We start from the raw sequence: 26,397 nt of genomic DNA on the forward strand, positions 1-26,397 counted from the left end.
CGATACCTAAATCACTACCAACAAGTGTAAAGCTCTGCATCACAGCGCGTACAAATGCAGCTCAGCCAAGCCAAAATGTGTACAAATAAAAAAGCCTCGACGCAATGTCGAGGCTTTTTTATCCATCACTCTAATTTAATTTTGACATTAAAAGAGTCTAATAATGGTACCCGAGGCCAGACTTGAACTGGCACGCTTATTCAGCGAGGGATTTTAAATCCCTTGTGTCTACCGATTCCACCACTCGGGCAAAACATTTATTTAAACTGCAACAGACAATTTAAACTAAATTTGGAGCGACATATCGGGTTCGAACCGATGACCTATACCTTGGCAAGGTATCGCTCTACCAACTGAGCTAATGTCGCATTTTGCTACTTCATAAACAATCGCACATAATGTCTACGGTATGACATATAAATTAAGGTTCACTTGCCTTACGGCCTAGTTCCCCTTAGTGCGGGTTCGCATTCTACCTTTTTCACTTTCAGAGTCAATCAATAAAATAACATTTATTGGTTATTTCTATTTAACTGCCGAATAAATACTCACCCATGCTTAAAAGTGAATTGATTACCTTAAAAAGAAAAAAGTACCCTAAGGTACTTTTCTCAATACTCGATGCCTTCTTCGTTAAACAACGTTAGGCTATTGGCTATTTGGTAAAGATAACGTGGTTAATCCAAGCATCTTTTGCATTACACCAACAACCTGGCAGCTATATCCGAACTCATTGTCATACCAAACGTATAAAATGGCGCGTTTACCTTCTGCAATGGTTGCTTGAGAATCAATAACACCAGCATAACGTGAACCGACTAAATCACTTGAGACAATTTCTGTTGATTCTGTAAAATCAATTTGATTCTGCAACTCAGACAATAAAGCCATATCTTTTAAGTATTCATTTAGCTCATCACGATTGGTTTCAGCATTTAAATTAACACTGATGATCGCCATAGACACGTTAGGTGTCGGTACACGAATCGCATTACCTGTTAATTTACCTTCTAAGACTGGCAATGCCTTAGCCACTGCTTTGGCTGCACCCGTTTCGGTGATAACCATGTTAAGTGGTGCGCTACGGCCACGACGATCTGCGCTGTGATAGTTATCAATCAGATTTTGATCGTTAGTATAAGAATGAATGGTCTCTACATGACCATTTTCAATACCATATTTGTCGTTTAACGCCTTAAGCACTGGCGTAATAGCATTAGTAGTACAACTTGCGGCTGAAACAATGGTATCTTCAGGCAAAATATCGTTGTCATTAACACCATGAACGATGTTCTTAATCGCGCCACTTGCCGGTGCCGTTAATAACACTTTCGCCGCACCAGGGCTTTTAAGGTGTAACCCAAGGCCCGCTTCATCTTTCCAAATACCTGTATTATCAACAATTAATGCATTCTGGATGCCATATTGTGTGTAATCAACTTGATCTGGTGAATTGGCATAAATTATTTGTATATAAGTACCATTGGCAATAATGGCATTATTTTCTTCATCTACTTCAACAGAACCATTAAAGGGACCATGTACTGAGTCACGACGTAATAAACTTGCACGCTTCTCTAAATCGCCCTTTTTGCCACCACGTAATACAATCGCGCGCAAACATAATTTATTGCTCTTACCTGTGCGTTCAATCAATAAACGCGCTAATAAGCGGCCAATACGGCCAAAGCCATATAGGACAACATCACGCGCAGGTGTGTCATCACCGTAATTAATCCCAGCAGATAACTCGGTAGCCATATAAGCTTCTATTTGGCTAGCATCACTGTGATCTCGCCAATAATTAACCGCTAACTTACCGATATCCACTTTACACTGCTTGACAGCAAGCTTGCTAAGAGCTTGAATAAATGGGAAGCTTTCACGTAGTCGTAATTTATCACCTACATGACGACGAACCAAACGGTGCGACTTAATGATTTCAATGGTTGATGCGTTTAATAATGGCTTACCATAGACCACAACTTCGACACCTTGGTTACGATATAACTTACCAAGTAAAGGTTGCATGGCCTCAGCCATTTCAAAACGTTCTTGCCAACTTTGTAGATGTTTATCTGCGCTCATGTAGGGTTCCTTTATCTCACTTTTCTTTAAATATTTTTAGAAAGGTTTGAGTAACAAAAAGAAAAGACCAATAATTAGTTCATTGATGGGGGAGTATCCCCGCTAGGTCGGCGTCATTGTAATGAAATCAGCAACATTTCGCCAGTAACTAATTTTCGCTAAACCTGTAATTTTATTAGACAATTACTCGCCAGGAGCCTCTTTTGAAGCAAAATCTAGTAATAATTACATCATTTAGTATTTTTATGGGATTTTTAGGCCTTTTAGGCTGTGAAAATGACCGAAATAGTGACGTAATTTGTAAAAATAATTCTGAAATTTGTGCTGATCTACACCAAGATAGTTGGTGTCGGTTTGAAAAAACCAATCTAATCCGCCACAGGCTACAATTAAAGCAAACCGAAACCCCAAGTGGTCAACAACTTTACCAACAACTCTTACATCTGGAAAACTACAGTAACTGTGTCGAATTAGCCGCTGGGGTTCAGCACATATTAAATCCGCAGCGCACCCAAGACCGTGTAAGAGCCTATGCTGTCAGTACCCAAACTTTGAGTGAATTACGTGATTACACTAATGACAACCCTGATATTTACTTGGCTTATTACCGCTGGATACGTTTCAACGATAAACCTTCCCAAGATATTGTTATCAAACACTATCAAGATGGCACTATTGACGATCCAGAAATACTGAGTCAATTAGCTGCCTATTATGTTCGGGTATCTCCGCCCGATGCCAAACGTATATACCGTTATTTATTTACATCCGTTAATGCAGAGCAATTTAATCCTGACTGGTTGTTAGGTTTGGCCAGTATTTTTCAGCAACAACAAAATTTTGAATACGTATATCTGTTTACCAAGGCCAATTCGCTAATGACAGATAATCAAGTTGATCAAAAGCAACTCAACGGATTAATCAATAGTAATACTGAATTAGCGACAGTTTTAGATACACAAGCGCAAGTCTTAATCAGCGACATACAAAGCCCAAATTTTGCCAATTCAATCAGTGCTCAGTTATTAGAAGACAAATAAGTAATCCATAGGTACTTTCAAATTTTCGTTTAAAAATGACACCAAATACGCAAACTGGATATAAATTACGACATTTTTAGGCCTAATAACGCATTTCAAACCGATTTAACTTGACGAAAGCCGTCAATTTGGTAATTTTACAACCAGGCGATTTACCTGCCATCAAATTTATTTTCAATTGAGGGATATGCTATGACTATCCGTGTTGCAATTAACGGTTACGGCCGTATCGGTAGAAATGTTTTACGTGCACTTTATGAAAGCGAAAAAGACTACCCAATCGAAATCGTTGCGTTAAACGATTTAGGTGATGCGTCAATTAATGCCCACTTAACTAAGTACGATACTGTACACGGTCGTTTCAACGCTAAAGTTGATCATGACGATGAAGCTATCTACGTTAATGGCGATAAAATATTAACTTTCCAGGAACGTGACCCATCAAAGTTACCTTGGGCTGAGTTGAAAATTGATGTTGTGTTTGAATGTACCGGCATTTTCACATCTAAAGAATCAGTACAATCACACCTAAATGCAGGTGCTAAAAAGGTCCTTATTTCTGCACCAGGTAAAAATGTTGATGCAACTGTTGTTTACGGCGTAAACAATGAAGTGATAACCGCGGACATGACAGTGGTTTCAAACGCATCTTGTACGACTAACTGTTTAGCGCCAATTGCTAAGCCGTTAAATGATGAGTTGGGTATTGAGTCAGGTTTAATGACCACAATCCATTCATACACTAACGATCAACGTTTATCTGATGTATATCACACAGATTTGCGTCGTGCCCGTGCCGCTGCTATGTCAATGATCCCAACTCAAACCGGTGCTGCTGCTGCTGTGGGTTTAGTGGTTCCAGAGCTTCAAGGTAAATTTGACGGTTTAGCAGTACGTGTACCGACCATTAACGTATCTTTAGTTGATTTAACATTCTTAGCATCTCGTGAAACCACGGTAGAAGAAGTTAATGCTATCATCACACGCGCTTCACTAAAGGCACCAATGTCTGAAGTGCTAGCCATAAATGAAGAGCCATTAGTGTCTATCGACTTTAACCATAACCCTTTCTCTTCTAATTTCGACGCAACACAAACACGTGTTAACGGCCGGTTAGTGAAAGTGATGTCTTGGTATGATAACGAATGGGGTTTCAGTAATCGCATGTTAGATAATGCAGTCGCATTAATGAACGCTAAGTAATCTATCTTTAGATTAGGGCCTGTTAGTCTTTCAAAGTTGTTTTTGTAGCGAAAACGTTTTACTCGAACATCATTCAACCAGCAAAGATCAATAGCCCCTACTATGCTAGATTTAATTTAGAAGCCTCACATATGTGAGGCTTTTTTGTAATTTATTAAAAAATGGATCTTGTTAAAATCACTGCTTGTATCGATAACGCATCAAGCATCACTCATATCTCAATCCAATTGGTCATCTTTATTTAACCACGTCATTTAGCGCATCGACTAAAGTTGAGTAAATAACACACTGAACACCATCAGGTTTGAAACCCGCTTTAGCTAAAGTTTTAAGTGGTTGAAATTGAAAATCAGCTAGTAATACTCGAGTATTGTTTTGCTTACATTGAGCAATAAATTTATACAGCGCAGCCACACCACCAGAATCCAGAATAGACACACCGTCAAAATACAGCACCACCCCCTCTTGCTCGACACTTAAATGGGTTAGTTCAGCAAACACACTGTCAGCAGCGGCAAAAAATAGTGGCCCATTAATTTTAAACACTTTCCAGCGCGATGGTAACTCAACATGAACATGCTTGTGTTGCTTGCTAATATCTTGCACCTTGGTCATGTCGGCGACTTGTTTCATGAACAGTAAAGATGCCAAAATAATCCCAGCACTAATAGCAATCACCATATCGAAAAAGATAGTCAATAATAAGCACACCAATAAAACTAATACTTCGCTGGTTGAAGCTTGTTTGACTAAATGTATTATCTTAGGCGCTTCGCTCATATTCCATGCCACCATGATAAGCAAAGCCGACATACCTGCCATTGGGATGTACGCCAGAATAGTACTGAGTGATAATAAAGACACTAATACCACCAACGCATGGATTATTGCTGCAATAGGGCTTACCGCCCCCGCTTTATAATTAGCGGCAGAGCGAGCAATTGCAGCCGTTGCGGTAATTCCACCAAAAAATGGCGTGATAATATTGCCGATCCCCTGGCCGAGCAATTCACTATTAGCACTGTGTTTTTTACCTGACATACCGTCGAGCACCACAGCACACAATAATGATTCAATAGCACCTAACATAGCAATCGCAAAAGCGGCAGACAGTAAGTCGCTAACCAATTGCCAAGTGAGTATTAATGGCGTTTCACCCAATTGATTACGTAGCCAAGGCCATTGAAAGTCAGGCAGCATGGATGGAATCCCCATACCAATTGAGCCATCCGCTAAGGTGAAGCTAAACGTAGAGTCTATAGTCGCGACATGAAAACCGAATTGATTTAATACTAGCGCGACAATACTGGCGATAATCACAGCGGGAAGATGGGCTGGCACTGGTAGTTTAAGTTTAGGCCATAGAATAAACACCACTAAAGTGCTTAATCCTACCAGTAAGGTTGGCAATGAAAATGTGGGTAACACTTGAGTTAATACAAGCACTTTACCGACAAAATTTTCAGGCATTTCAGTAATACTTAAACCCAAAAAATCTTTAACTTGCAGCACCACAATCACCACCGCAATGCCGCCTGTAAAACCTAAAGTAACAGACTCAGGAATATATTGAATAAAACGCCCTAGCCTAAGTAAGGCCATAGCGATGAGGATCACCCCAGACAAAATACTGGCCAGCAATAAGCCTGACAAACCATATTGCTGCACAATGGGATACAAGATCACCACAAACGCTGCGGTAGGACCTGACACGCTGTAACGTGAGCCACCGGTAAGCGGGATAATAAATCCGCCAATAATAGCGGTATATAATCCGTATTGCGGTGCAACACCGATAGCAATAGCAAGTGCCATTGCTAGTGGTATGGCAATAATGCCAACGGTTAAACCGGCTAGTAAATCTTTATAAAATACATTGGCTTTATAGGGAGCCTCTTTTAGGGACTCTCGAAGTGCATGACCAATACGAAGTGAGAATAAATGTGTGCGGTATTTCATTGCGGCGATCCCATAACCTAGTACGGCGTCAAGATACCCCTCATTATAGGCTGATTACCTTATAGTACAATCAAATTGTATTAACATCTGATGATAATACAATTACCATGATGAGATAATAAAAAGCTTAACCTAAAGTGATAGGTCATGCTAAGTTCTATTGCAGTTTTTCTCTTTGCCAAAGCAAACTTATCTTTAAAATAACTTCATTATTAAAGTAACCTCGTTACTAACATAGCAACTACAATAAAAAAGCCGACATGATGTCGGCTGTTTTTTCTAACAAACTTTAACGAAACGTCTAGGCGTTGCCCTTCACTTTCATGTTTAATTCTTTAGCAAAATCTAACATTCGGGTGAGCGGAATGAGCGCTTTAATACGTAACGCTTCATCTACAAATATCTCATGGTTTGTTTTATCCATGTCAGATAACGAGGCTTCAATCGCTTGTAGACCATTCATCGCCATCCAGGGACAATGGGCGCAGCTTTTACAGGTCGCACCGTTGCCGCCGGTTGGGGCTTCAAGTAGTGTTTTACCTGGGGCTGCTTGTTGCATTTTATAAAAAATACCGCGATCGGTCGCCACTATAAACTTATCGTTTGGCATTGTTTGCGCAGCTTTAATTAACTGACTGGTAGAACCAACCGCATCTGCGAGTTCAACGACACTCGCTGGTGATTCTGGATGAACCAGAATTGCAGCGCTTGGATGCTGCTTTTTAAGCTCACGCAATGCTTTGGCTTGAAACTCATCATGAACAATACAATCGCCCTGCCATAACAACATATCAGCGCCGGTTTGCTTGTTAATATAAGCACCTAAGTGACGGTCAGGTGCCCAGATTATTTTCTTATCTTGGCTGTCTAAATGTTCAACGATTTCTAATGCAATACTTGACGTCACGACCCAATCTGCACGAGCTTTCACTGCTGCTGAGGTATTAGCGTAAACCACTACTGTATGATCAGGGTGCGCATCGCAAAAAGTATTGAACTGCTCAATAGGGCAACCTAAATCTAATGAACAGGTTGCCTCTAACGTTGGCATTAAAATGGTTTTTTCTGGGCTTAAAATTTTAGCCGTTTCGCCCATAAATTTAACACCAGCAACAATTAATGTTTTCGCTGGATGATCACGACCAAAACGTGCCATTTCTAATGAGTCAGATACACAACCACCGGTCTCTTCAGCTAAAGCTTGAATTTCAGGGTCGGTATAATAATGGGCAACTAATACCGCATTATGATCGATCAGTAATTGCTTAATGCGTGCTTTATAGGCCTGCTTGTCTGATGATGACAAAACTGCAGGTTTAGGCGGAAATGGATAATTAATCGTTTCAATTTGGGGGGCCGACAAGCTCATAACGGTTCCAATAGTAATGTGACTCTTGGGCGGATTATACGAAAACTAACCCTAAAACAAAAGGACGCATTACGCGTCCTTGGTTAATTAAATAGCTAATCTGTATTAATTGATTAGCGCATTGCCATTATCATCTCTTGTGGTTGCTCTAAATAATGCTTCCACAGGTTACAGAATCTCGCAATAGTGCCGCCGTCAATAACACGGTGATCGCCAGACCAGCTTACTTGCATGATCTTACGCGCTTCAACTTCGCCTTTAGCATTAAAACGTGGCAACACTTGTAACTTACCTAATGCGACAATCGCCACTTCAGGTTTGTTAATAATTGGCGTGGCTACTGTGCCACCTAATGCGCCGATATTCGAAATAGAAATAGTGCCTTCTTTCAAATCCGCAGGTGACACTCGGCCACTTCTTGCATCTGTGGTTAAGCGGGTAATTTCAGCAGCAATATCTAAAATAGACTTTAACTGTACGTCCTTGACGTTTGGCACCAATAAACCCACTTTTGAATCAACAGCCATACCAATGTTATGACGAGACTTGTAAGTCAACTCTGTGCAATCTGCATTGACTTGGCTATTCAAAATAGGGAATTGGGTTAATGCTAATGACATTGCTTTCATAAAGAAAGGCATCATGGTTAGCTTAACTTCATCGGTAGAATAACGCTGTTTCATCGTTTCACGTAATGCAACCAGTTCGGTTAAATCAAACTCTTCACAATAGGTAAAATGAGGGATAGTCGATACTGATTCAACCATCATCCGTGCCATAACGGCTTTAACACCTTTAATTGGCTCAACACGATCTGCTGCACTCGTATTCGCTGCAGTTACAGGGCATGAAGCTGTCTTAGAAGGCGTCGATGTTAAAGAGTTAGTCGTAGACACTGGCGTTGACTGAGCCGCGCCACCTTGCTGATGACGCTCTACATCTTCTTTGTATACCGGCCATGTTTACCAGAACCTTGTACTTGGGCAATATTAATGTCTAAACTGCGCGCTAGACGGCGAACTGCTGGACTCGCTAACGCTTTACCTTGAGTAACAGGTTCAACTGGTGCACTTTGATTTGAACTTGCCGTTTGATGAGTATCTTGTTGTCCCGTTTCAGCCGCACTTGTATTAACAAATTCACTGTCAACTTCAATGGCAAACAAAGGCGAATGCACTTTAGCTAACTGACCTTTACGATAATAGTGTTTAACAATTTTACCGGCTTTCATTGCCGGTATTTGCACTAACGCTTTATCTGTCATCACATCAGCAATCGGTTGATCTTCGACAACCATTTCACCTTCCGCGACTAACCAATCGACTAACTCACACTCAACAATCCCTTCACCAATATCAGGTAATAGGAAATCTTCAATTGTTTTGCCTGATGCGCTGACAACAGCAACATTGCTGGCAGATGCATCCTGATGCTCAGGAATAATATCAGCAGAGTCAACATTTGAATCATCGGCTATTCTGACTGAATATAAAGGCGCATGCACTATGGCGATGTCGCCTTTAGCATAATAAAGCTTAGTAATAACGCCAGCGTTAGGTGCTGGTATTTGTACTAACGCTTTGTCTGTCATCACGTCTGCAATTGGTTGGTCTTCTACCACAGTGTCACCTTCGGCCACTAACCAATCCACCAATTCGCATTCAACAACGCCTTCACCAATATCGGGTAAAATAAAATCTTTAATCATGACCACTCCTAAAATGCCATTGTGGCTTTGATGGCTTCAAATGTTTTCAGCTCATCTGGCATATATTCTTTTTCATGAATGAGTGGATAAGGTGTATCTAAACCACAGACTCGATTAATGGGTGACTCTAAATGTAAAAAGCATTCTTGTTGAATAGTCGCGGCAATTTCTCCAGCAAAACCACCCGTTAACGGCGCTTCGTGGTTTATGACTAAACGGCCTGTTTTCTTAACAGACTTAGCAACAGTGTCGATATCCCAAGGCGCTAAGGTGCGTAAATCGATAATTTCGCATGAAATACCTTCTTTAGCTGCCATAGCGCAAGCTTTCTCAACGATTTCAACCTGAGCACCCCATGCTAAAACAGTCACATCTGTACCCTGCTTAACGATGTCAGCTTTACCCAGTTCGATAATATAATCGCCTTCAGGTACTTCGCCGACCGATGCACGATATAAACGCTTTGGTTCAAAGAAAATCACAGGGTTAGGGTCACGTATTGCCGCTAACAACAAGCCTTTTGCTTGCTCTGGATTACGCGGTATAACCACTTTTAACCCTGGTGTTTGAGTAAAGTAAGCTTCAGGAGATTGTGAGTGATAATGACCACCAGCAATACCGCCACCATAAGGAGTACGGAAGGTTAATCCACCTACATTAAATTCGTTACCACTGCGGTAACGAAATTTTGCCGTTTCATTAACGATTTGATCGAATGCTGGAAAAATATAATCAGCAAACTGGATCTCAGCTACTGCGGTCATGCCGTGTGCCGCTAAACCATTGGCAAAACCAGCAATACCTTGCTCAGTTAATGGCGTATTGAAACAGCGGTCACGACCAAACTGCTCTTGTAATCCAGAAGTTGCTCTAAAAACACCACCAAAGTGGCCAACATCTTCCCCAAAAACTACCATGTGCTCATCGGCTTTCATGGCAATTGATAACGCCTCATTGATGGCGTGTAACATATTCATTTGAGCCACGGCTTATAATCTCCCTGCACTTTTTGGATAGGCTTTAGGATATTTATTGATGTGTTCCTTCAACTCTTTAAGCTGCTTTTTCAGCACTGCGGTTGGTTGATCTAGCACATCTTCAATAATTTCATCTAAACGAGGAACAGGTATCTTTTCAGCTACTTTGACCGCTGCAAGAACTTCTTCACGGTATTTTTCATGGGCTTTAGTGTCATCAGCTTCGCTTAACCAACCTTTATTGATTAGCCATAGCTTAAAACGTTTTACCGGATCATGTTGTTGCCATTTCACTTCTTCATCTTTAGAGCGATAACCCGATGGATCATCTGATGATGAATGCGCACCAAGACGATATGTCATGGCTTCAATTAACACTGGGGCATTGTGCTCTAATGCATAAGCACGCGCTTGTTGCGTTGCGGCAAGGACCGCCAACATATCGTTACCGTCAACTCGAATGGTGTGCATACCATAACCCACACCGCGACTTGCAATACCGTTACCGGCAAACTGCTCTTCGGTCGGCGTTGAAATAGCATAACCATTATTACGGCAGAAAAAGATAACCGGGGCTTTTAACACTGCGGCCATATTTAAGCCTGCATGGAAGTCGCCTTCTGATGCAGCACCTTCGCCAAAATAACAAATAGTAACATTACGCTCACCTTTTAGCTTTTGCGCATAAGCAACACCGGTAGCTTGAGGTATTTGAGTGGCTAAAGGGGATGAAATAGTATGGTAATTAAGGGCTTTACTACCATAATGGATTGGCATTTGACGGCCTTTACCCAAATCTTTTTCATTACTGAACATCTGATTCATAAATTGTTCAGTGGTAAAGCCACGATAACGCAGTGCAGCATGCTCACGGTACTGAGCTAAAATAACATCACCTTGGTCTAACGCAGCAACACTACCAACAATGGCCGCCTCTTCCTGGTACAAGTCATATAAAAACTGATACGACCTTGGCGCTGTGCACCTAACATACGTTCATCTAAAACGCGGGTAAATATGCAGGTGTCATAAATTTTCGCCGCTAAATCTTGATCGATCACGGGTAACACTGCATTTTCGTAAGTGGTGCCATCTGCCTGTAATACACGCAAAATGGGAATGTGCAATGACGCCTTGTCGAGAAAGCTGACACGATGCACTGTTTCGTTGCTCAGTGGTGCGTTGCTCATAATGTGCTCTTGTTCTTGTGAGATGCTACCTCAAGAGTAGCAGTCTAATTATAATTTGCCGACAAACATTACGTTAACGTAAACTTCCATACAATAGTTTAGCTAGGCCATTAATGAATTCTTAGTCTACTAAATTGTATAATTTGCTTTACGCTAACTCAGTAGCCTACTGTACATCTTCATTTGGTGCTGGCACTAGACATAATACGGTTCGCTGCCCGATGGGCACTTTCGCATTAGGAAACACTATTGCCTCTACTGCGTGTTGCACTTTTATCTCATCACCCGCTTCAGTCGCTAAGGTTTCACCTTGGTTAAACTGACTAAAGTTTGGTGCATCACTAGCAAAGCTGAAACTGAAATCGTCGGCATTTTTATTAATTGAGCGCGAGACTTTATATAAATTTAATGATGCTGAATTGTATTTTGGCAACTTGACCACATCTTGGGTAATTAATGCGGTTAACATTTTATTGGTATCTTCAAAACGGCTCATATCGTTTTCACCAAAAGGCATCACTTTGCCTAGCTCGACGGTAAATGCATCTGCCTGGAACTGTTCAGAAGAATAGTAGCTAAAGGTGGTAGTTGGCTCATGGTGAAACAATATAGTGTCAACCCCACAAGCAGCCAAAAACATCATTTGCTCACCACTAAAAGCTCGACCTGGTCGATAAGGATAAATAGCAAATTTTTCATGTTTTGATGGCCGTATTGCAGTATGCAAATCGTAATGAATACGTTGACTGCCTGATGCACCTTTATTAAAAAAGTCGGCTACATACCCTTCTAAAGCTTTAGCTCGAATTCGTTCAGCATTGACTAAGCCTTGTCCTTTTGAGTGGGCGCCGCTAAATAAACGGTTCATATTTTCTTCAATAAAACGGGTTTTGTTCAAAATTGCTAAAGGATTACCAATTAAAAACAATAGTCGATGTTTAGTGATAATAGTTTCACTTAATAACGACTTAATCAGTTGATTACAAATCTCAATAGGCGCGGTTTCATTACCGTGTACAGCACACGATAATACAATATCTTTTTTAGCCGTGGCTGTTTGAGATAATGGGGTAAATACAATCACACCGGTATCAAGTATATCGACTTGAGTGTGGGTGCTTAAATGAAAATGGTATTGTTGAGGTAATGATACTGGGCTTGATAAAGTGAAAGCTAAAAAATCTCGGGTGTCCATAAGCGGTAAAGTCAATTTAAGCTCCTTGTTGTTTTTATTTTGCAAATCTGCACAGTTTGCTCGTATTTCCTGGCGATAATTCTACCACAAGCCAAACGAAATGAAATTGATCACCGCCAAACTCATCTTTAAGGTGAATCAGTACTTGCAATAAAATCGAAACTTAATCACAATTATAGCCATCTAGACTTCTATTTATTTAATGTGCAAGGGTATATTATGGCGTTAGCAACTTTTGGTGCTGGTTGTTTTTGGGGTGTCGAATATTTTTTTCGTGAGATTAACGGCGTAATTAATGCTACCTGTGGGTATATGGGTGGAAAAGATAGCGCAACAACCTATAAAGAAGTAAAAACTGGTTCAACCGGACATGCAGAGGTCGTTCAAGTCGAGTTTGATCCCGCCGTGGTCAGCTTTGACGATTTATTAACTGTGTTTTGGCAAAATCACAACCCAACCCAGCTTAACATGCAAGGTGGTGATATTGGTAATCAATACCGCAGTACCATTTTCTTCCATGATAAACAGCAGAAAGCTGAGGCTGAAGCCTCTAAACTGGCATTTGCACGCAGTGGCCGCTGGGGACAACGCCATATAGTGACAGAAATAGTGCCTTTACAAACATTTCATGTCGCTGAAGATTATCATCAAAATTATTTAGAAAAAAATAACCTGCCTTCATGTCATATTGCTTATTAATCACATAACAATATCAAGGTGTCTGTTGATTAATACATCACTGACACCATTTATTGACAGATTAGATTGCCTCAATCGATTATCAATCATAACTGTGCCCTTTACCCGCTTTGGTAAATTCCCTACAATCTTCAACAATTGCATTTTGTTTATTGCACTTTTTATTTATTGCGCAATGTATTATCTAATTCGGAGAATTAACATGAGTGAAGCTCGTCATAGTAACCTATTGATTTTAGGTTCTGGCCCAGCGGGTTATACCGCAGCAGTTTATGCAGCGCGTGCCAACCTGAAACCTGTCATGATTACAGGTATGCAACAAGGTGGTCAATTAACCACGACAACTGAAGTTGAAAACTGGCCAGGCGATGCTGAAGACTTAACCGGTCCTGCACTAATGGAACGTATGCAAAAGCATGCAGAAAAATTTGATACTGAAATTCTTTTCGATCATATCAATGAAGTGACGTTAACTGAACGTCCATTCCGTTTAAAAGGCGACAATGGCGAGTACACTTGTGACGCATTAATTATTGCTACCGGTGCATCGGCTAAATATTTAGGCTTACCTTCAGAAGAAGCATTCATGGGCCGTGGCGTATCAGCTTGCGCTACCTGTGACGGATTTTTCTATCGTAACCAAAAAGTAGCTGTAGTCGGTGGCGGTAATACTGCGGTTGAAGAAGCACTTTATTTAAGTAATATCGCCTCAGAAGTTCACCTTATTCATCGTCGTGATAGTTTCCGCTCTGAAAAAATCTTAATTAATCGTTTAATGGATAAAGTGGCTAACGGCAACATTATTCTGCACTTAGACGAAACATTAGAAGAGGTTGTTGGTGACAACATGGGTGTCACTGGCCTAAAGAAAAAGAGTACCAAAGACGGTTCAATCACTGATTTAGAAGTAGCTGGTGTATTTATTGCCATAGGTCATAGCCCTAATACCGGTATTTTTGCTGGTCAATTAGAAATGAATCACGGTTACTTACAAGTGAACAGTGGTTTACAAGGTAATGCGACCCAAACCAGTATTGAAGGTATTTATGCTTGTGGTGATGTGATGGATCAACATTATCGTCAAGCCATTACTTCTGCAGGTACAGGTTGTATGGCAGCATTAGATGCAGAGCGCTACCTAGACGCCCTTAAGTAGTCGTTTTTGCTAACTTTCTAATACCATTAACGTGCATAATCAACAATGCCAATCGAAAGATTGGCATTGTTATTTGTAGAGCCACATTGTCACTGTGATTTACTTAAGTGAAAGGCTATAAAAAACCACATGCTGATTGTCAGGTACATCTGGGTGAGCAGCTTTTTTAACAAAGGTCATGCCCAACTTCTTCATAATATTAATTGAGCCAGTGTTAGCTTCATCGGCTATCGCACTCAAAGCGGTCACTTCACTATGGCTAGCAATAAGATCGGCAACAGCTTTTGCCGCCTCAGTGGCGATCCCCCTTCCCCAGGTAGATTGTTTAAAACGCCAGCCTAGCTCAATATCATGTAAATGAGGATGGTCTGTAAAAAAGAACATCGGCCTGACTAAAATCCAACCTAAAAACTGCCCCGCCAGCTCTGCGATAGCGCAGTTGTCCTCAGTAATAGCAGACACGTCTTTACCGATAACCTTCCATAAGCCATATCCTTTTAAGGGATTATGATAACGACGCAGTCTTGGCATAAACCTTTGTTCAATATCTTCCATAGTGGTTTTTCGCCCACCATTGATATAGCGCATCACTGCTTCATCCTGATCAAGCTCAAACAGCAAGTCCTGTTCATGTAATGACATCTGTATCATCGTCAGCCGCGCTGTTTCAATAATCGTAGGGACATGCATAACGCTGATAGGCTGCGAACCATGATTATTTTCCATTCACATTCCGTATTTATGAGCTCATCGACACACAAGTTTACACATTGAAATAACACATAAACAACATATAGATTAATATAACCTTAAATCAAGCCTAGATGTGCAGCTGCAATCTGGCTAAAAATATCAAACTGACACCTATAAACAGACAAATAAAGGAACAGTCGTGGCGACAAAAAAACAGATCATATTACCTATCGTTGTTTTAGGGCTAGGTATTGGCGCATTAACAGGGATTTCTGCTTTAAAAAAACCACCAGAAGAAAAACCAACATTGGACACAACTCCTTTAGTTTCGGTGGAAGAAATTCAATTTAAGCCAATGATGTTCAACGTATCGTCATACGGTGTCGTCAACCCCAAATACAATACCAATTTGGTCTCACAGGTAATGGGTGAAATTACATACTTGTCTGAATCATTTGTTAAAGGTGGTTTTGTTAAAGCCGGCGACATTTTGGCTAAAATTGATGCCAGTGACTATGAAGCTGATTTATTAGATGCACAAGCCAGCATTGCTTCAGCAAAAGCGGCATTGGTGCAAGAGCGTGCTAACGCGAAAGTGGCGGAAAAAGAATGGGCTCAAATTAGTAACGGCACACCAACAGACTTAAGTTTACGTAAGCCACAGTTAGCCCAAGAAATAGCAAGACTTAAAAGTGCTGAGGCGGGGTTACACCGTGCACAACGCAATCTTGAGCGCACCGTTATTCGTGCACCATATGATTCATTAGTGTCTAGCCGTGAAGTGGGATTAGGCTCTTATGTCAGTAAAGGAACTGCTGTGGGTGCGCTACTGAGTACTGACATTGCAGAGGTCCGTTTGCCGCTAGCCGACAAAGAAATTCAATATCTTGAGGCTAAAGGTGTCAACGCTACCGTTTCCTTAGTAGGCAACTTTGCTGGCAGCAAGCAAGAGTGGCAAGGTACAATAGTTCGCAGTGAAGGCGTTGTTGACAGTAAAAGCCGCATGACTTACTTAGTCGCAGAAGTTGTTGACCCCTATGGATTAAAAGCTGATAAACGCGAATTACGATATGGCACTTATGTTACTGCTAATATTAGCGGAGCCAGCGCTGGAGAAGTCACTATTGTTCCTCGTCACCTGATTGTTAACGGCCAAGTTGCTGTTATGGACAATGAAAAATTATTACGCTACAAGGATGTCACTATGCTACGCCAGGAAGGCTCTAAAGTGGTGATATCTTCAGGTCTTGAAGATGGTATGAAACTTATCACCTCAGCATTAGATTATCCTATCGAAGGCATGAAATTAGCACTGCCAGAAGACAGAGTACAGCAACAAGAGTCACAAGCTGAAACAACACAAAGCGCTGACTTAGCAATGGATAGTGAGGATTAATCATGGAGGATACCAATAAAGGACTAATTGCCTGGTTTGCGCGTAACTCTGTTGCCGCTAACTTGTTAATGATCATTATTATCATCGGCGGATTACTCACCGCCAACTCTATCCGTAAACAGTTTTTTCCTGCGGTTGAAATTAACTGGATTGAATTCAGTGCGGTTTACTCAGGCACGGCACCACAGGAAGTAGAAGAAGGTATTACGGTTAAAATTGAACAAGCACTTGAGCGAGTTCAAGGCCTGAAAAGAATTATCACCTATTCAAATAGAAACATGGCCAATGGCTATTTTCAAATTGAAGATGAATACGATCCACAGGTTGTGTTAGAAGAAGTTAAATCTGAAATTGACTCAATTTCGACCTTCCCTGCAGGCATGGAACCGCCAAAAGTCGAGCGAATTAAAATTCGACAAGAAGTAATGTATCTCAGTTTGTATGGCGATTTAAATCAACGTCAGCTAAAAGATTTAGGCGAGCGAATTCATCAAGAAATGATGCAACTGCCTGGGGTTAATATTACCGAATACTATGGTGGTTTAGCCTATGAAATTAGTATTGAAGTCAGTAAAGACCGTTTACGTGAATTTGGCCTAACCTTTAATGATGTTGCTGAAGCCGTACGCGGCTATTCTCGCAATATGTCAGCCGGACAAATTAAAGCTGAAAACGGTTATATTAACCTACGGGTAGAAAACCAGGCATATGTCGGTTATGAGTTCGAAGACCTACCTTTACTCACGCTTGAAGATGGCACTACCGTATTAGTTGGTGATGTAGCAACCGTTACCGATGGTTTTGAAGATGGTATTCAATACTCTAAGTTTAATGGTAAAAACTCAGTCACCTTCTTTATTGGCGCGGCGCGTAATCAAAGTATTACCGATGTAGCGGAAACCATTCGAACCTACGTAGAAAAGAAACAAAAAGCGCTACCAGCAGGCGTTAAGTTTGAGCCTTGGGTTGATATGACCTACTACTTAGAAGGTCGTTTAGACTTAATGCTAGACAGTATGAAAAGCGGTGCCGTGTTGGTGTTTCTAATGCTAGCGTTGTTTTTACGCGTCCGTCTCGCCTTCTGGGTGATGATGGGGTTACCTGTTTGTTTCTTAGGTACACTGTTATTCATGCCATTGTCGTTTATTGATGTCACGATTAACGTCATCAGTTTGTTCGCCTTTATTCTGGTGCTGGGAATAGTCGTTGATGATGCCATTGTCATGGGGGAAAGTGCCCATACAGAGTGTCAAGAAAACGGTCAAAATATTGAAAGTGTTATCCGTGGGGTACAACGCGTGGCAATGCCAGCCACATTTGGTGTATTAACCACTATTGCGGCATTTTTGCCAATAACACTCGATGACGGCCCATCAAGCGCTTTTGGTCAAGCCATTGGTTTTGTTGTTATTTTATGTTTAATCTTTTCATTGGTAGAGTCAAAGCTGATTTTACCGTCGCATTTAGCTCACATGAAAAAACCCAAAGTAGTCCAGCCAGGGTCTAAAAATCCACTCGATTGGTTACGCAATGGGGTTAACTATGTGCAATCGCACGTTGATACGGGTCTTAGCTGGTTTATTGAAACCGTTTATCGCCCTAGCCTAGAAGTCGCGGTTAAGTACCGCTATACAGTGATTATGGTGTTTATCAGCTTAATCCTGATCTGTGTTGGCTTATATGCTGGTGGCTTAGTCCGATTTATCGGCCAGCCTAAGATCCCTCACGATTTTCCACGTGTGAAAGTGGAAATGAACGTGGATGCCTCAGAAAAAGCGACCCTAGACACGGCTTTAGCTATTGAAGCGACCTTATATAATGTCGATAGACAGTTAGTTGAGAAATATGGTCAAGGCATGATAGCTGAAATGCAGGTCGATCTTCGTGGTCGTACTAGCGCAGAAATTATGACTAAGTTAGTCGACCCAAGCATACGCCCTATCAATACTTTTGAAGTGGCTGAGCTGTGGCGTCAAGCTATGCCGCATATTCCGGGGGTGAAGTCCTTCACCATTCAAGACAGCTTATTTGGCGGTGGCCGAGAAGATGGCGATATTAGCTTCCGCTTAGAAGGTAAAGACGAGGCACAATTAGTTGCAGCATCATTGGCCTTAAGAGATAAACTTGCCTCACTAAAAGGGGTTAGCGACATCAATGACAGCCGTCAATCAAATGCGAAAGAAGTACAGTTTCAACTTAAGCCTTTGGCCCATAGTTTAGGCCTGACTTTAGCCAATATTGCAGGCCAAGTCGGTAGCAGCTTTTATGGATTAGAAGCCCAGCGGATTATTCGTAATGGTGAAGAAATCAAAGTGATGCTTCGCTACCCTGAAGAGCAACGTAACTCAATTGCATTAGTACAAGAAGTATTGATCAAAACCAATCAAGGTGCTGAGCTTCCGTTGTCTGAAGTGGCTGAAATTTCAGTGGTGCAAGGTGTTAACAGCATTCGCCGTGAAAACGGCAACCGAACCATTAACGTTTGGGCTTCTGTTGACGCAGAGCAAGCCGAACCATTCAAGTTAGCCAAAGATATACGCGACAACTTTATTCCTGAGTTATTAGCTAAATATCCGCGGGTTAACAGTGAAGTATCAGGCAGTATTCAAGAGCAATTAGACAGTGCTGACACGCAAACCCGTGACTTTATTATCTCTTTGTTAGTGATTTATAGTTTACTGGCTATTCCGCTGCGCTCGTATTTACAACCTATTATGATCATGTCCGTGATCCCATTTGGGGTGATTGGCTCTGTACTTGGTCATATTATATTAGGGATAGACTTAAGCGCCTTATCAATATTCGGCATCATTGCCGCCGCAGGGGTAGTGGTTAACGACAGTCTGGTGATGGTGGATTATGTCAATAAATCCCGCCTACAAGGGGTGCCAATGAAGTTGGCGGTTTTAAATGCCGGCTGCCGCCGCTTTAGAGCCATTATGCTGACATCATTGACCACCTTTATAGGCTTGGTACCCATTATGGCTGAAACCAGTATGCAGGCTCAAATGGTTATCCCAATGGCTGTGTCACTGGCCTTTGGTGTACTGTTTGCCACGGTAGTGACCTTATGTTTAATCCCCTGTTTGTATATTGCTATAGAAGACAGTAAAAGCATGATGGGAAAACTTATCGGCCTGTATGTGCCGGAAAAAAATAGCCAGCAAGCTTCGACTTAATCCACTCGCATGAGTACTTTACATAAATAGAAAATGCCAGCAGATGCTGGCATTTTTATAACTGAATCAATATCTCAAAATAAAATAATAAAACAACAAATGGAATATGGCTTATGCCTGTTATAAGATTGACTCCGGTCAATGCTTCAATTGTTGTTTCATTCTAGGCTAGGGTCTGTATTGAGAAAAACAATCACAAAGAAATAGCGCCCCAATCAATTTTACTTTGGCAAACAGACGGTTATTAGTGACTATTTTTTCACCACGATATTACCAATAACTTCACTACTTACAAAGCTAACATGTTTGATTTCAAAGGAGCATTAAATGAGTCAACGAAGTATTCTTGCATTGTTCAAGCCTACATCCGTAGCTGTAATTGGCGCTTCTGACTCGCCTACCCGTGCTGGCCGTGCGGTAATGCGTAATTTATTATCCGGCGGTTTTTCTGGCCCTATTATGCCTGTTACCCCCAAATATACTGCGGTGATGGGCGTATTAGCTTACTCCAGCATTGAAGCTTTACCGGTAAAACCCGATTTAGCCATTATCTGCACAGCAGCGCATCGGGTGCCTGCTATTGTCGAACGTTTAGCCCAATTTGGCTGTCAAGCCGCCATCATTATGGCCAGCGGCATGGCTGACACCTTTGATGAACAGGGGCAAAATTTATTACACCTTACCCTACAACATGCCAAACGTTACGGCATGCGTATTCTTGGCCCCAATAGTTTAGGCATGATCTTACCCACTATTGGCCTCAATGCCAGTTTAGCCCACGCCAGTGCCAAGCAAGGTAAAGTGGCTTTTGTGTCACAGTCATCGGCAATTTGCACCACGGTTTTAGACTGGGCAAATAACAAAGATATTGGTTTTTCGTCGTTTATATCTCTGGGCGATGGCTCAGATATTGATTTTGATGAACTACTGGACTATCTCGGTCGAGACAGTAAAACCTCAGCGATCATGCTTTATATCGATTCGATTAATGATAAACGCCGATTCTTATCTGCTGCTCGAGCTGCATCACGTAATAAACCGATATTTGTAATTAAATCAGGTAGAACCCATGAAGGTTCAAAAGCGGCCATGATCCACACTGGAGGCGTACAGGGTAATGATGCGGTATTTGATGCGGCGTTTAAGCGGGCGGGTATGCTACGTGTAAACGATCTAATTGAATTATTTGCCGCGGTTGAAAGTTTAGCCCATGCCAGTGTGTTAAAAGGTGAGCGTCTTGCCATTATGAGTAATGGCGGCGGCCCTGCTGTACTTGCCGCTGACGAACTGATTATTAAAGGCGGCAAGTTAGCACAGCTGTCACCAGTGTTAATTGATGATTTACATCAACAACTGCCAAGCACCTGGTCAAAACAAAACCCTATCGATATGGTCGGTGACGCTAATGCTAAACGTTATGGTGAAACCCTTAAACGCTTGATGGATGAAGATAATATAGATGCTATTTTAGTGCTACATTCTCCGTCAGTCTTACAACAAAGTGAACTCATCGCACAAAGTATCATTGATACTTATCAGCAGCATCCGCGTAAAAATAGATTAAATATTTTAACCAACTGGAGCGGTGAAGATTCAGCGTATCTTGCTAGAAAAAAATTCAACAAGGCCAGTATTCCCACTTATCGAACGCCAGAAGGTGCGGTGCGCGCTTTTATGCATATGGTGGAATATCGTCGCAATCAAAAACTGCTTCAAGAAGTGCCACAATCGATCCCAGATAATATTCCTACAGACAGCGTAACGGCTAGAAAACTGCTACAACAAGCACAACAACAAAACCAGTTAGTGCTAGGCACCTACCAAGTCAGTAATATACTCAAAGCCTATGGCCTCAATACTATCGATACCTGGTTTGTAAGTGATATTGAAGATGCCGTGGCAACAGCCGATGCGGCTGGCTATCCGGTTGCTTTAAAAGTGCAATCACCTGATTTACAATATAAATCAGATGTTCACGGAGTCATGCTTAACTTAACCAGTGCAGAGGAAGTCAGTCAAGCTGCCCACTCTATAATCGATCGAGTACACCAAATTAATCCTGATGCTCGTATTGAAGGATTAGTAATTCAAAAAATGGCATTAACCTCAGGGGCACAAGAAATTCGCGTATCGGTCATCAACGACCCTGTATTTGGGCCAGCCATTTGCTTAGGGGAAAGCGGCACGCTGTGGGACCCAACCCAAGATGCAGCCGTGGCATTACCACCATTAAATATGGCATTAGCGCGTTATATGGTGATCCAAGCGTTAAAGGCAAACAAGCTACGCGACAGACACTTGCCGCTTGGACTGAACATGAATGCGCTGTGTGTGATGTTAACCCAAATATCACACTTAATTATTGACTGCCCTGAAATTGCCGAATTAGATCTCAACCCTGTGTTAGCCGCGGGAGACAATATCACCTTATTAGATGTCGACATGCGTTTACACCCACAAGGTTATGATACCAGTAACCGACTGGCCATTTTACCCTACCCTAAAGAATTAGAAGAAACACTGATCCTCAAAAATGGTCTAAAAGTCATGTTACGACCAATCCTACCTGAGGATGAGCCTAAACATATGGACTTTGATAATTCGTTATCTGAAGAAGATCGCTATAAGCGCTATTTTGGTGTGAGGTCTAAAATGACCCATGAAGAAATGGCAGTATTAACGCAAATAGATTACTCCCGTGAAATGGCCTTTATTGCCACCACCGTATTAGCTAATGGCCAAGAGTTAACTCTAGGCGCGGTTAGAGCATCAACAGATCCTGATAATACCGAAGCAGAGTTTGCTATGGCCGTTCGCAGCGACTACCAAGGTATTGGGTTAGGTAAGCGGTTATTGGAAAAATTAATCCACTATTATCGCAATAATGGTACACCTGTATTAACCGGATTTACTATGTTTGAAAATCGTAACATGGCCAATTTAGCCAAATCACTGGGTTTTGAAGTCTCGTTTGATATGGAAGAGCACTTAATAAAAATGCACATGCCTTTCGAACCAGAAAGTAAGTGATTGGTTTACAAACTGCAATATACAGTACCGAATTTAACACTAACACCATAAAATAGAGATAAAAGTGATTAAAATACAAGACCATCAACAATATTATAATCAAGTATTTAACGACTTAAATATTGGCTCCTTACTTATTTCTGAGGCAGAGTTTGAAGAATGTGAATTTAGCAGTTGTGATTTTTCTTCTGCAACCTTAGCTCACTGTAAATTTGTTAACTGCAATTTCAACCACTGTAACTTCAGTTTAGCCAAAGTGAATTACTCGCAGTTTACAGAAGTGAGTTTTATAGAATGTAAAATGATCGGTATTGATTGGACAAAAGCTAATTGGCCAAAATTTATTGTTAATCCTGAGTTATCTTTTATTCGCTGTATTATGAATGATAGCTCCTTTTTTGGATTAACCTTACATGGAGTGATCTTAGAGGAATGTAAAGTGCATGAAGTGGACTTTCGCAGTGGTGACTTCTCTAATGCATGTATGACTTATTGTGACTTTAGCCAAAGTTTATTTATGCGTACCAATCTGCAAAAAGCAGACTTGACGGAGTCGACTCACTTCACTATCAATGTACTTGAAAATACCATTAAACAAGCCAAATTCTCACGTTATGAAGCATTAAGCTTGCTAGACAGCCTAGGTATTGAATTAGTCGATTAAATGATTAACATCACTCAGGATAATAAATCCTTACCAAACAGCTAGCGAAATTTTGCTTTAGTTTTAAAAAATTTTACGGGTTTAGCTGCTTTTGTGTTATCACTAACAACCTATATGCTGCCAGTATGCAGCTCTCATTGAGGACGCCCCCCATGCTTTACGATTTAACCGTAGTACAATTTAGCAAAATGCTTAATAACTTAAACCACATTCTTGATAAAGGTGAGGCATTTGCAGCGCTTAAGCGTGTCGATATCGCTGTATTATTGAACTCACGTCTAGCGGCTGATCAGTTTAACTTAATCCGTCAAATACAAATTGCCTGCGACACGGCTAAAGTGGGAGTCGCTCGATTAACCGGACAACTAGACTCTGCGCCTAAGCATGATGACAGCGAAACGACCTTAGCAGAGCTGCGTCTACGCATTGCTTCTGTGCTTGAATATCTTGAGGGTTTTAGCGAAGCAGATTTTGAAAATGCTGCCACCATTCATATCTCTCAACCACGTTGGGAAGGTAAATACCTTACCGGTTACGAGTTTGCTATCGAGCATGCCATTCCTAACCTGTACTTTCACATCACCACGGCTTACGCAATATTACGCCATAACGGTGTTGAAGTAGGTAAAAAAGACTATTTAGGTGCCATGCCTTACAAAGCGCCAATCCTTTAAATAGCGAATAAGTGTCGAATTTAGCTAAGTTGATAGCGAATGATTAACTTAGTTAAAGCCATAAAAAATGCGAGCATATTGCTTAATGCCGTTCACTTAAGGTGAGCGGCATTTTTTATTTTTGCGACTGGGTAGCCATTTTTACTGACTTTTAAGCACCTTGGATGACTTCTTTCTCGTTTTCCTTCCAACTTAAACTGCTTGGCATTTCTCTCTATATCTAAAATAAACCTCGGAACATTTCCTGGTGCATATAACGGCATATTAGTGAGTTGATTGATAATATGAGATGAAGCATCTCGAAAACTCAGCTGATTTGGAAATACATTTTTAAGCGATTTCGCCATTAAAATCATTTTATAACGTATTAAATTATAAGCTAATAATAGTCCCCATAGCTCTTGATTTATTAACTCTGGAAGATTGCTTCTCAGCGTAAATCGACTTTCTAACATATATTGTTTCATTTCTCGATAACCCAGCTCTATCTCCCAGCGATGTGTATATAAATCAACTATTTCTGCACCCGGATAGGCCATAACATCAAGCATTGAACTCAGAATGTTGACCTGTTTACCTTTTATCTGACGAGTGGTTAATCTGGCTTCTATTGTTAATGGTAATTCAGGGCGTTTCTTTCTCGATTGAGGCGTTGTACTTAACCTGACAAGCTTATCGTGCTTACCTAAACTGCGGATTGTTTCATATTGAGTGCCTTTTTTTAACGGTAATAACCAATGGGTGTTGACGCCTTTAGCCTGCCAATCGTGTAATAAGCCTAGCGAGTAAAAGCCTTTATCAAACAAGGTTAAGCTGTTGTCGGGTACACTTTTGATAAGCTTAGCCGCTAAGTTCATTTCATTTTCAGCCACACTGTCAAAGACGCTATCAACCAGTAAATGACTACTCAGTTCCATCATACAAACCATGCGCACTTGAGGGTAACCAGACTCACTTGATTTGTTTGCTGTGCGCGCAAAAGCTGCACTATTCTCTTTCGTTTCAGGCGTTCTCCAGACTACGCCATCAACGCCAAAGAGGTTCAAACCGCACCAATGAGGATGTTCAGCACGTTGATGCCATGTGGCCGCTGAGCGATGAAATATATCGCGAACCACATCACTGCCAAGCTTTTTTCTGGCCTGTGTGACAGCACTTCTCGCCACATAATCAACCTCTTGTGGCAGCACAATATCAAGCTTGTTAATCAATTGACGAACGGATTCAGTGCGGAATAAAGACATCCCAATAACAGCCCAAACCATAGCGTCCATGGGGAGTTTTCGACGTCTTAATGTGGCAACACCATTGGAGTCTAGACAAGATTGAATAATATCGGGTTCAAGGACATCAGCAAGAGATGAAAATTCGGTGAGTCGGTTAATTGAAGTGCGAGCAAGTGCTTCTGAAAGTTCCATAAAAAAATCCGATAATAAAGATTATCGGATTTTGGCAGACTAAAAGGATCGGTCAATAGATCGGTATATTTTTTATCACTTCAGTTCTTAACTGATCGGCATTAAGCATATTGCTCGCATTTTTATTATTAAATCAAGTATATATAATTACATTTCAGGTTCTTTAAACTCAGCGATGGCTTCGCCCTTAAACTGCTTTTTCAATTCAGTTTTAGACAATTCATTAATCGCCCCGCCAGCACCAATTGTAAAGTGGTCTGTCTGTTTCAGCTTACGCGCTTGGTAAAGCATAACCACTTGTAATGTTGATTCACGCTGAGCTTCAGATAACACAGTACCATCTTCCCACTTACCCAATTCAGTGGCAGACACTAACCTGTGGTAAACCTCTTCTGGCATTTCATCAATGACTTTGTTGATATCGTTCATACTGATTTCCGTTTATGTAGCACGAGCCTAACTCGAGTAATAAAATAACCCACAAAACCAACAACAAAACAAGAAACAGCCACAACGGCTTGTATTCCTTGTGCTTGCTCCCCACCCCAAAACCAAGCCACTGCGCCGGCAATAAACAGCGATAAAAAAACTAAACTGTGATTCATCAATTTATTCGATTGCTGAATATGGCTTATTTTAGTTAATGACTCAGTACTACCTGCCAAACTCACTTTGCAGTGCTGACATTCCTTAGCCTGGCTAGAAATGCGTTTTTGACACTTAGGACATTCAATTAATGCCATGAATGAAAACCCTTCT

General features: G+C 41.2%; 19 protein-coding genes, 2 tRNA genes and 2 pseudogenes. 9 read left to right on the plus strand and 14 right to left on the minus strand.

Annotated features, from left to right (window positions below; translation table 11 throughout):
• Positions 1–164 precede the first annotated feature (164 nt).
• The 3 genes from L0B17_RS11365 to L0B17_RS11375 all read right to left on the minus strand — a co-directional run bounded on the left by L0B17_RS11365 (position 165) and on the right by L0B17_RS11375 (position 2,088).
• Positions 165–250, minus strand: a tRNA-Leu gene (locus L0B17_RS11365).
• Positions 251–292: 42 nt separating this feature from the next.
• Positions 293–368 (minus strand) — tRNA-Gly (locus tag L0B17_RS11370).
• Between the two features lie 280 nt (positions 369–648).
• The gene (locus tag L0B17_RS11375; RefSeq protein ID WP_235084905.1) at positions 649–2,088 is read right to left on the minus strand and encodes a glyceraldehyde-3-phosphate dehydrogenase; all 1,440 of its coding nucleotides are present in this window, start codon (positions 2,086–2,088) and stop codon (positions 649–651) included.
• A 203-nt stretch (positions 2,089–2,291) separates the two neighbouring features.
• Here L0B17_RS11375 and L0B17_RS11380 point away from each other — a divergent pair, with 203 nt between their 5' ends.
• Both L0B17_RS11380 and gap read left to right on the plus strand, forming a co-directional pair.
• Positions 2,292–3,128, plus strand: a complete 837-nt coding sequence (locus L0B17_RS11380) for a DUF2989 domain-containing protein (RefSeq protein WP_235084906.1) — start codon at positions 2,292–2,294, stop codon at positions 3,126–3,128.
• A 192-nt stretch (positions 3,129–3,320) separates the two neighbouring features.
• Positions 3,321–4,331 carry a type I glyceraldehyde-3-phosphate dehydrogenase gene (gap, locus tag L0B17_RS11385; RefSeq protein WP_235084908.1) on the plus strand — a complete coding sequence of 337 codons (1,011 nt, stop codon included), beginning with the start codon at positions 3,321–3,323 and terminating at the stop codon, positions 4,329–4,331.
• Positions 4,332–4,568: 237 nt separating this feature from the next.
• Here gap and dauA read toward each other — a convergent pair whose 3' ends face one another.
• From dauA to astE, 7 genes and pseudogenes are all read right to left on the minus strand, one after another.
• A complete protein-coding gene (dauA, locus tag L0B17_RS11390; RefSeq protein WP_235084910.1) occupies positions 4,569–6,290 on the minus strand; it encodes a C4-dicarboxylic acid transporter DauA in 1,722 nt (573 codons plus the stop codon).
• Between the two features lie 301 nt (positions 6,291–6,591).
• The gene (gene nadA / locus L0B17_RS11395) at positions 6,592–7,659 is read right to left on the minus strand and encodes a quinolinate synthase NadA (RefSeq protein WP_235084912.1); all 1,068 of its coding nucleotides are present in this window, start codon (positions 7,657–7,659) and stop codon (positions 6,592–6,594) included.
• A 113-nt stretch (positions 7,660–7,772) separates the two neighbouring features.
• Positions 7,773–8,477 (minus strand): annotated as a pseudogene (locus L0B17_RS18280) (2-oxo acid dehydrogenase subunit E2); the annotation flags it as partial.
• A gap of 116 nt (positions 8,478–8,593) precedes the next feature.
• The gene (locus L0B17_RS18285) at positions 8,594–9,367 is read right to left on the minus strand and encodes a biotin/lipoyl-containing protein (protein WP_443019887.1); all 774 of its coding nucleotides are present in this window, start codon (positions 9,365–9,367) and stop codon (positions 8,594–8,596) included.
• Between the two features lie 8 nt (positions 9,368–9,375).
• Positions 9,376–10,353 carry an alpha-ketoacid dehydrogenase subunit beta gene (locus L0B17_RS11405; protein ID WP_235084914.1) on the minus strand — a complete coding sequence of 326 codons (978 nt, stop codon included), beginning with the start codon at positions 10,351–10,353 and terminating at the stop codon, positions 9,376–9,378.
• Positions 10,354–10,356: 3 nt separating this feature from the next.
• A pseudogene (locus L0B17_RS11410) lies at positions 10,357–11,534 on the minus strand (thiamine pyrophosphate-dependent dehydrogenase E1 component subunit alpha).
• A gap of 166 nt (positions 11,535–11,700) precedes the next feature.
• A complete protein-coding gene (gene astE, locus L0B17_RS11415; RefSeq protein WP_235084916.1) occupies positions 11,701–12,744 on the minus strand; it encodes a succinylglutamate desuccinylase in 1,044 nt (347 codons plus the stop codon).
• Positions 12,745–12,948: 204 nt separating this feature from the next.
• Between astE and msrA the strand changes: the two genes are divergently transcribed.
• Together msrA and trxB are read left to right on the plus strand one after the other, a co-directional pair.
• Entirely contained in the window at positions 12,949–13,428 is a 480-nt protein-coding gene (gene msrA / locus L0B17_RS11420; protein WP_235084917.1) for a peptide-methionine (S)-S-oxide reductase MsrA, read from the plus strand.
• Between the two features lie 202 nt (positions 13,429–13,630).
• Positions 13,631–14,584 (plus strand): thioredoxin-disulfide reductase, encoded by a 954-nt coding sequence (trxB, locus tag L0B17_RS11425; protein ID WP_235084919.1) that lies wholly within the window; start codon positions 13,631–13,633, stop codon positions 14,582–14,584.
• A 99-nt stretch (positions 14,585–14,683) separates the two neighbouring features.
• Here trxB and L0B17_RS11430 read toward each other — a convergent pair whose 3' ends face one another.
• Positions 14,684–15,310, minus strand: coding sequence for a GNAT family N-acetyltransferase (locus L0B17_RS11430; RefSeq protein ID WP_235084921.1), 627 nt, complete (start codon positions 15,308–15,310; stop codon positions 14,684–14,686).
• A 166-nt stretch (positions 15,311–15,476) separates the two neighbouring features.
• On the opposite strand from L0B17_RS11430, the gene L0B17_RS11435 reads away from it, so the two are divergent.
• The 5 genes from L0B17_RS11435 (at position 15,477) to L0B17_RS11455 (ending at position 24,220) form a co-directional block, all read left to right on the plus strand.
• Positions 15,477–16,673: an efflux RND transporter periplasmic adaptor subunit gene (locus L0B17_RS11435; protein ID WP_235084923.1), complete on the plus strand. Its 1,197-nt coding sequence runs from the start codon at positions 15,477–15,479 to the stop codon at positions 16,671–16,673.
• 2 nt (positions 16,674–16,675) lie between these two features.
• Entirely contained in the window at positions 16,676–19,852 is a 3,177-nt protein-coding gene (locus L0B17_RS11440) for an efflux RND transporter permease subunit (protein ID WP_235084924.1), read from the plus strand.
• Positions 19,853–20,179: 327 nt separating this feature from the next.
• A complete protein-coding gene (locus L0B17_RS11445; RefSeq protein ID WP_235084926.1) occupies positions 20,180–22,882 on the plus strand; it encodes a bifunctional acetate--CoA ligase family protein/GNAT family N-acetyltransferase in 2,703 nt (900 codons plus the stop codon).
• A 64-nt stretch (positions 22,883–22,946) separates the two neighbouring features.
• Positions 22,947–23,546, plus strand: coding sequence for a pentapeptide repeat-containing protein (locus tag L0B17_RS11450; RefSeq protein WP_235084928.1), 600 nt, complete (start codon positions 22,947–22,949; stop codon positions 23,544–23,546).
• Positions 23,547–23,698: 152 nt separating this feature from the next.
• Complete coding sequence (locus L0B17_RS11455; protein ID WP_235084929.1) at positions 23,699–24,220, plus strand: DUF1993 domain-containing protein; 522 nt, start codon at positions 23,699–23,701, stop codon at positions 24,218–24,220.
• 92 nt (positions 24,221–24,312) lie between these two features.
• Here L0B17_RS11455 and L0B17_RS11460 read toward each other — a convergent pair whose 3' ends face one another.
• The 3 genes from L0B17_RS11460 to L0B17_RS11470 all read right to left on the minus strand — a co-directional run bounded on the left by L0B17_RS11460 (position 24,313) and on the right by L0B17_RS11470 (position 26,381).
• Complete coding sequence (locus L0B17_RS11460; protein ID WP_235084930.1) at positions 24,313–25,638, minus strand: IS4 family transposase; 1,326 nt, start codon at positions 25,636–25,638, stop codon at positions 24,313–24,315.
• Positions 25,639–25,785: 147 nt separating this feature from the next.
• Positions 25,786–26,067 (minus strand): YeaC family protein, encoded by a 282-nt coding sequence (locus tag L0B17_RS11465; RefSeq protein WP_226409982.1) that lies wholly within the window; start codon positions 26,065–26,067, stop codon positions 25,786–25,788.
• Entirely contained in the window at positions 26,064–26,381 is a 318-nt protein-coding gene (locus L0B17_RS11470) for a zinc ribbon domain-containing protein (RefSeq protein ID WP_235084932.1), read from the minus strand. Before L0B17_RS11470 ends, L0B17_RS11465 begins: the two co-directional genes overlap by 4 nt.
• Between the last annotated feature and the right edge of the window lie 16 nt (positions 26,382–26,397).

Source organism: Shewanella sp. OMA3-2, assembly GCF_021513195.1.
GTDB lineage: Bacteria > Pseudomonadota > Gammaproteobacteria > Enterobacterales > Shewanellaceae > Shewanella.

Coding starts and splice junctions, on each gene's coding strand:
- L0B17_RS11375 (WP_235084905.1), bottom strand. CDS start 2,088: ATGAGCGCAGATAAACATCTACAAAGTTGGCAAGAACGTTTTGAAATG.
- gap (WP_235084908.1), top strand. CDS start 3,321: ATGACTATCCGTGTTGCAATTAACGGTTACGGCCGTATCGGTAGAAAT.
- dauA (WP_235084910.1), bottom strand. CDS start 6,290: ATGAAATACCGCACACATTTATTCTCACTTCGTATTGGTCATGCACTT.
- nadA (WP_235084912.1), bottom strand. CDS start 7,659: ATGAGCTTGTCGGCCCCCCAAATTGAAACGATTAATTATCCATTTCCG.
- L0B17_RS18285 (WP_443019887.1), bottom strand. CDS start 9,367: ATGATTAAAGATTTTATTTTACCCGATATTGGTGAAGGCGTTGTTGAA.
- msrA (WP_235084917.1), top strand. CDS start 12,949: ATGGCGTTAGCAACTTTTGGTGCTGGTTGTTTTTGGGGTGTCGAATAT.
- trxB (WP_235084919.1), top strand. CDS start 13,631: ATGAGTGAAGCTCGTCATAGTAACCTATTGATTTTAGGTTCTGGCCCA.
- L0B17_RS11430 (WP_235084921.1), bottom strand. CDS start 15,310: ATGGAAAATAATCATGGTTCGCAGCCTATCAGCGTTATGCATGTCCCT.
- L0B17_RS11440 (WP_235084924.1), top strand. CDS start 16,676: ATGGAGGATACCAATAAAGGACTAATTGCCTGGTTTGCGCGTAACTCT.
- L0B17_RS11445 (WP_235084926.1), top strand. CDS start 20,180: ATGAGTCAACGAAGTATTCTTGCATTGTTCAAGCCTACATCCGTAGCT.
- L0B17_RS11455 (WP_235084929.1), top strand. CDS start 23,699: ATGCTTTACGATTTAACCGTAGTACAATTTAGCAAAATGCTTAATAAC.
- L0B17_RS11460 (WP_235084930.1), bottom strand. CDS start 25,638: ATGGAACTTTCAGAAGCACTTGCTCGCACTTCAATTAACCGACTCACC.
- L0B17_RS11465 (WP_226409982.1), bottom strand. CDS start 26,067: ATGAACGATATCAACAAAGTCATTGATGAAATGCCAGAAGAGGTTTAC.
- L0B17_RS11470 (WP_235084932.1), bottom strand. CDS start 26,381: ATGGCATTAATTGAATGTCCTAAGTGTCAAAAACGCATTTCTAGCCAG.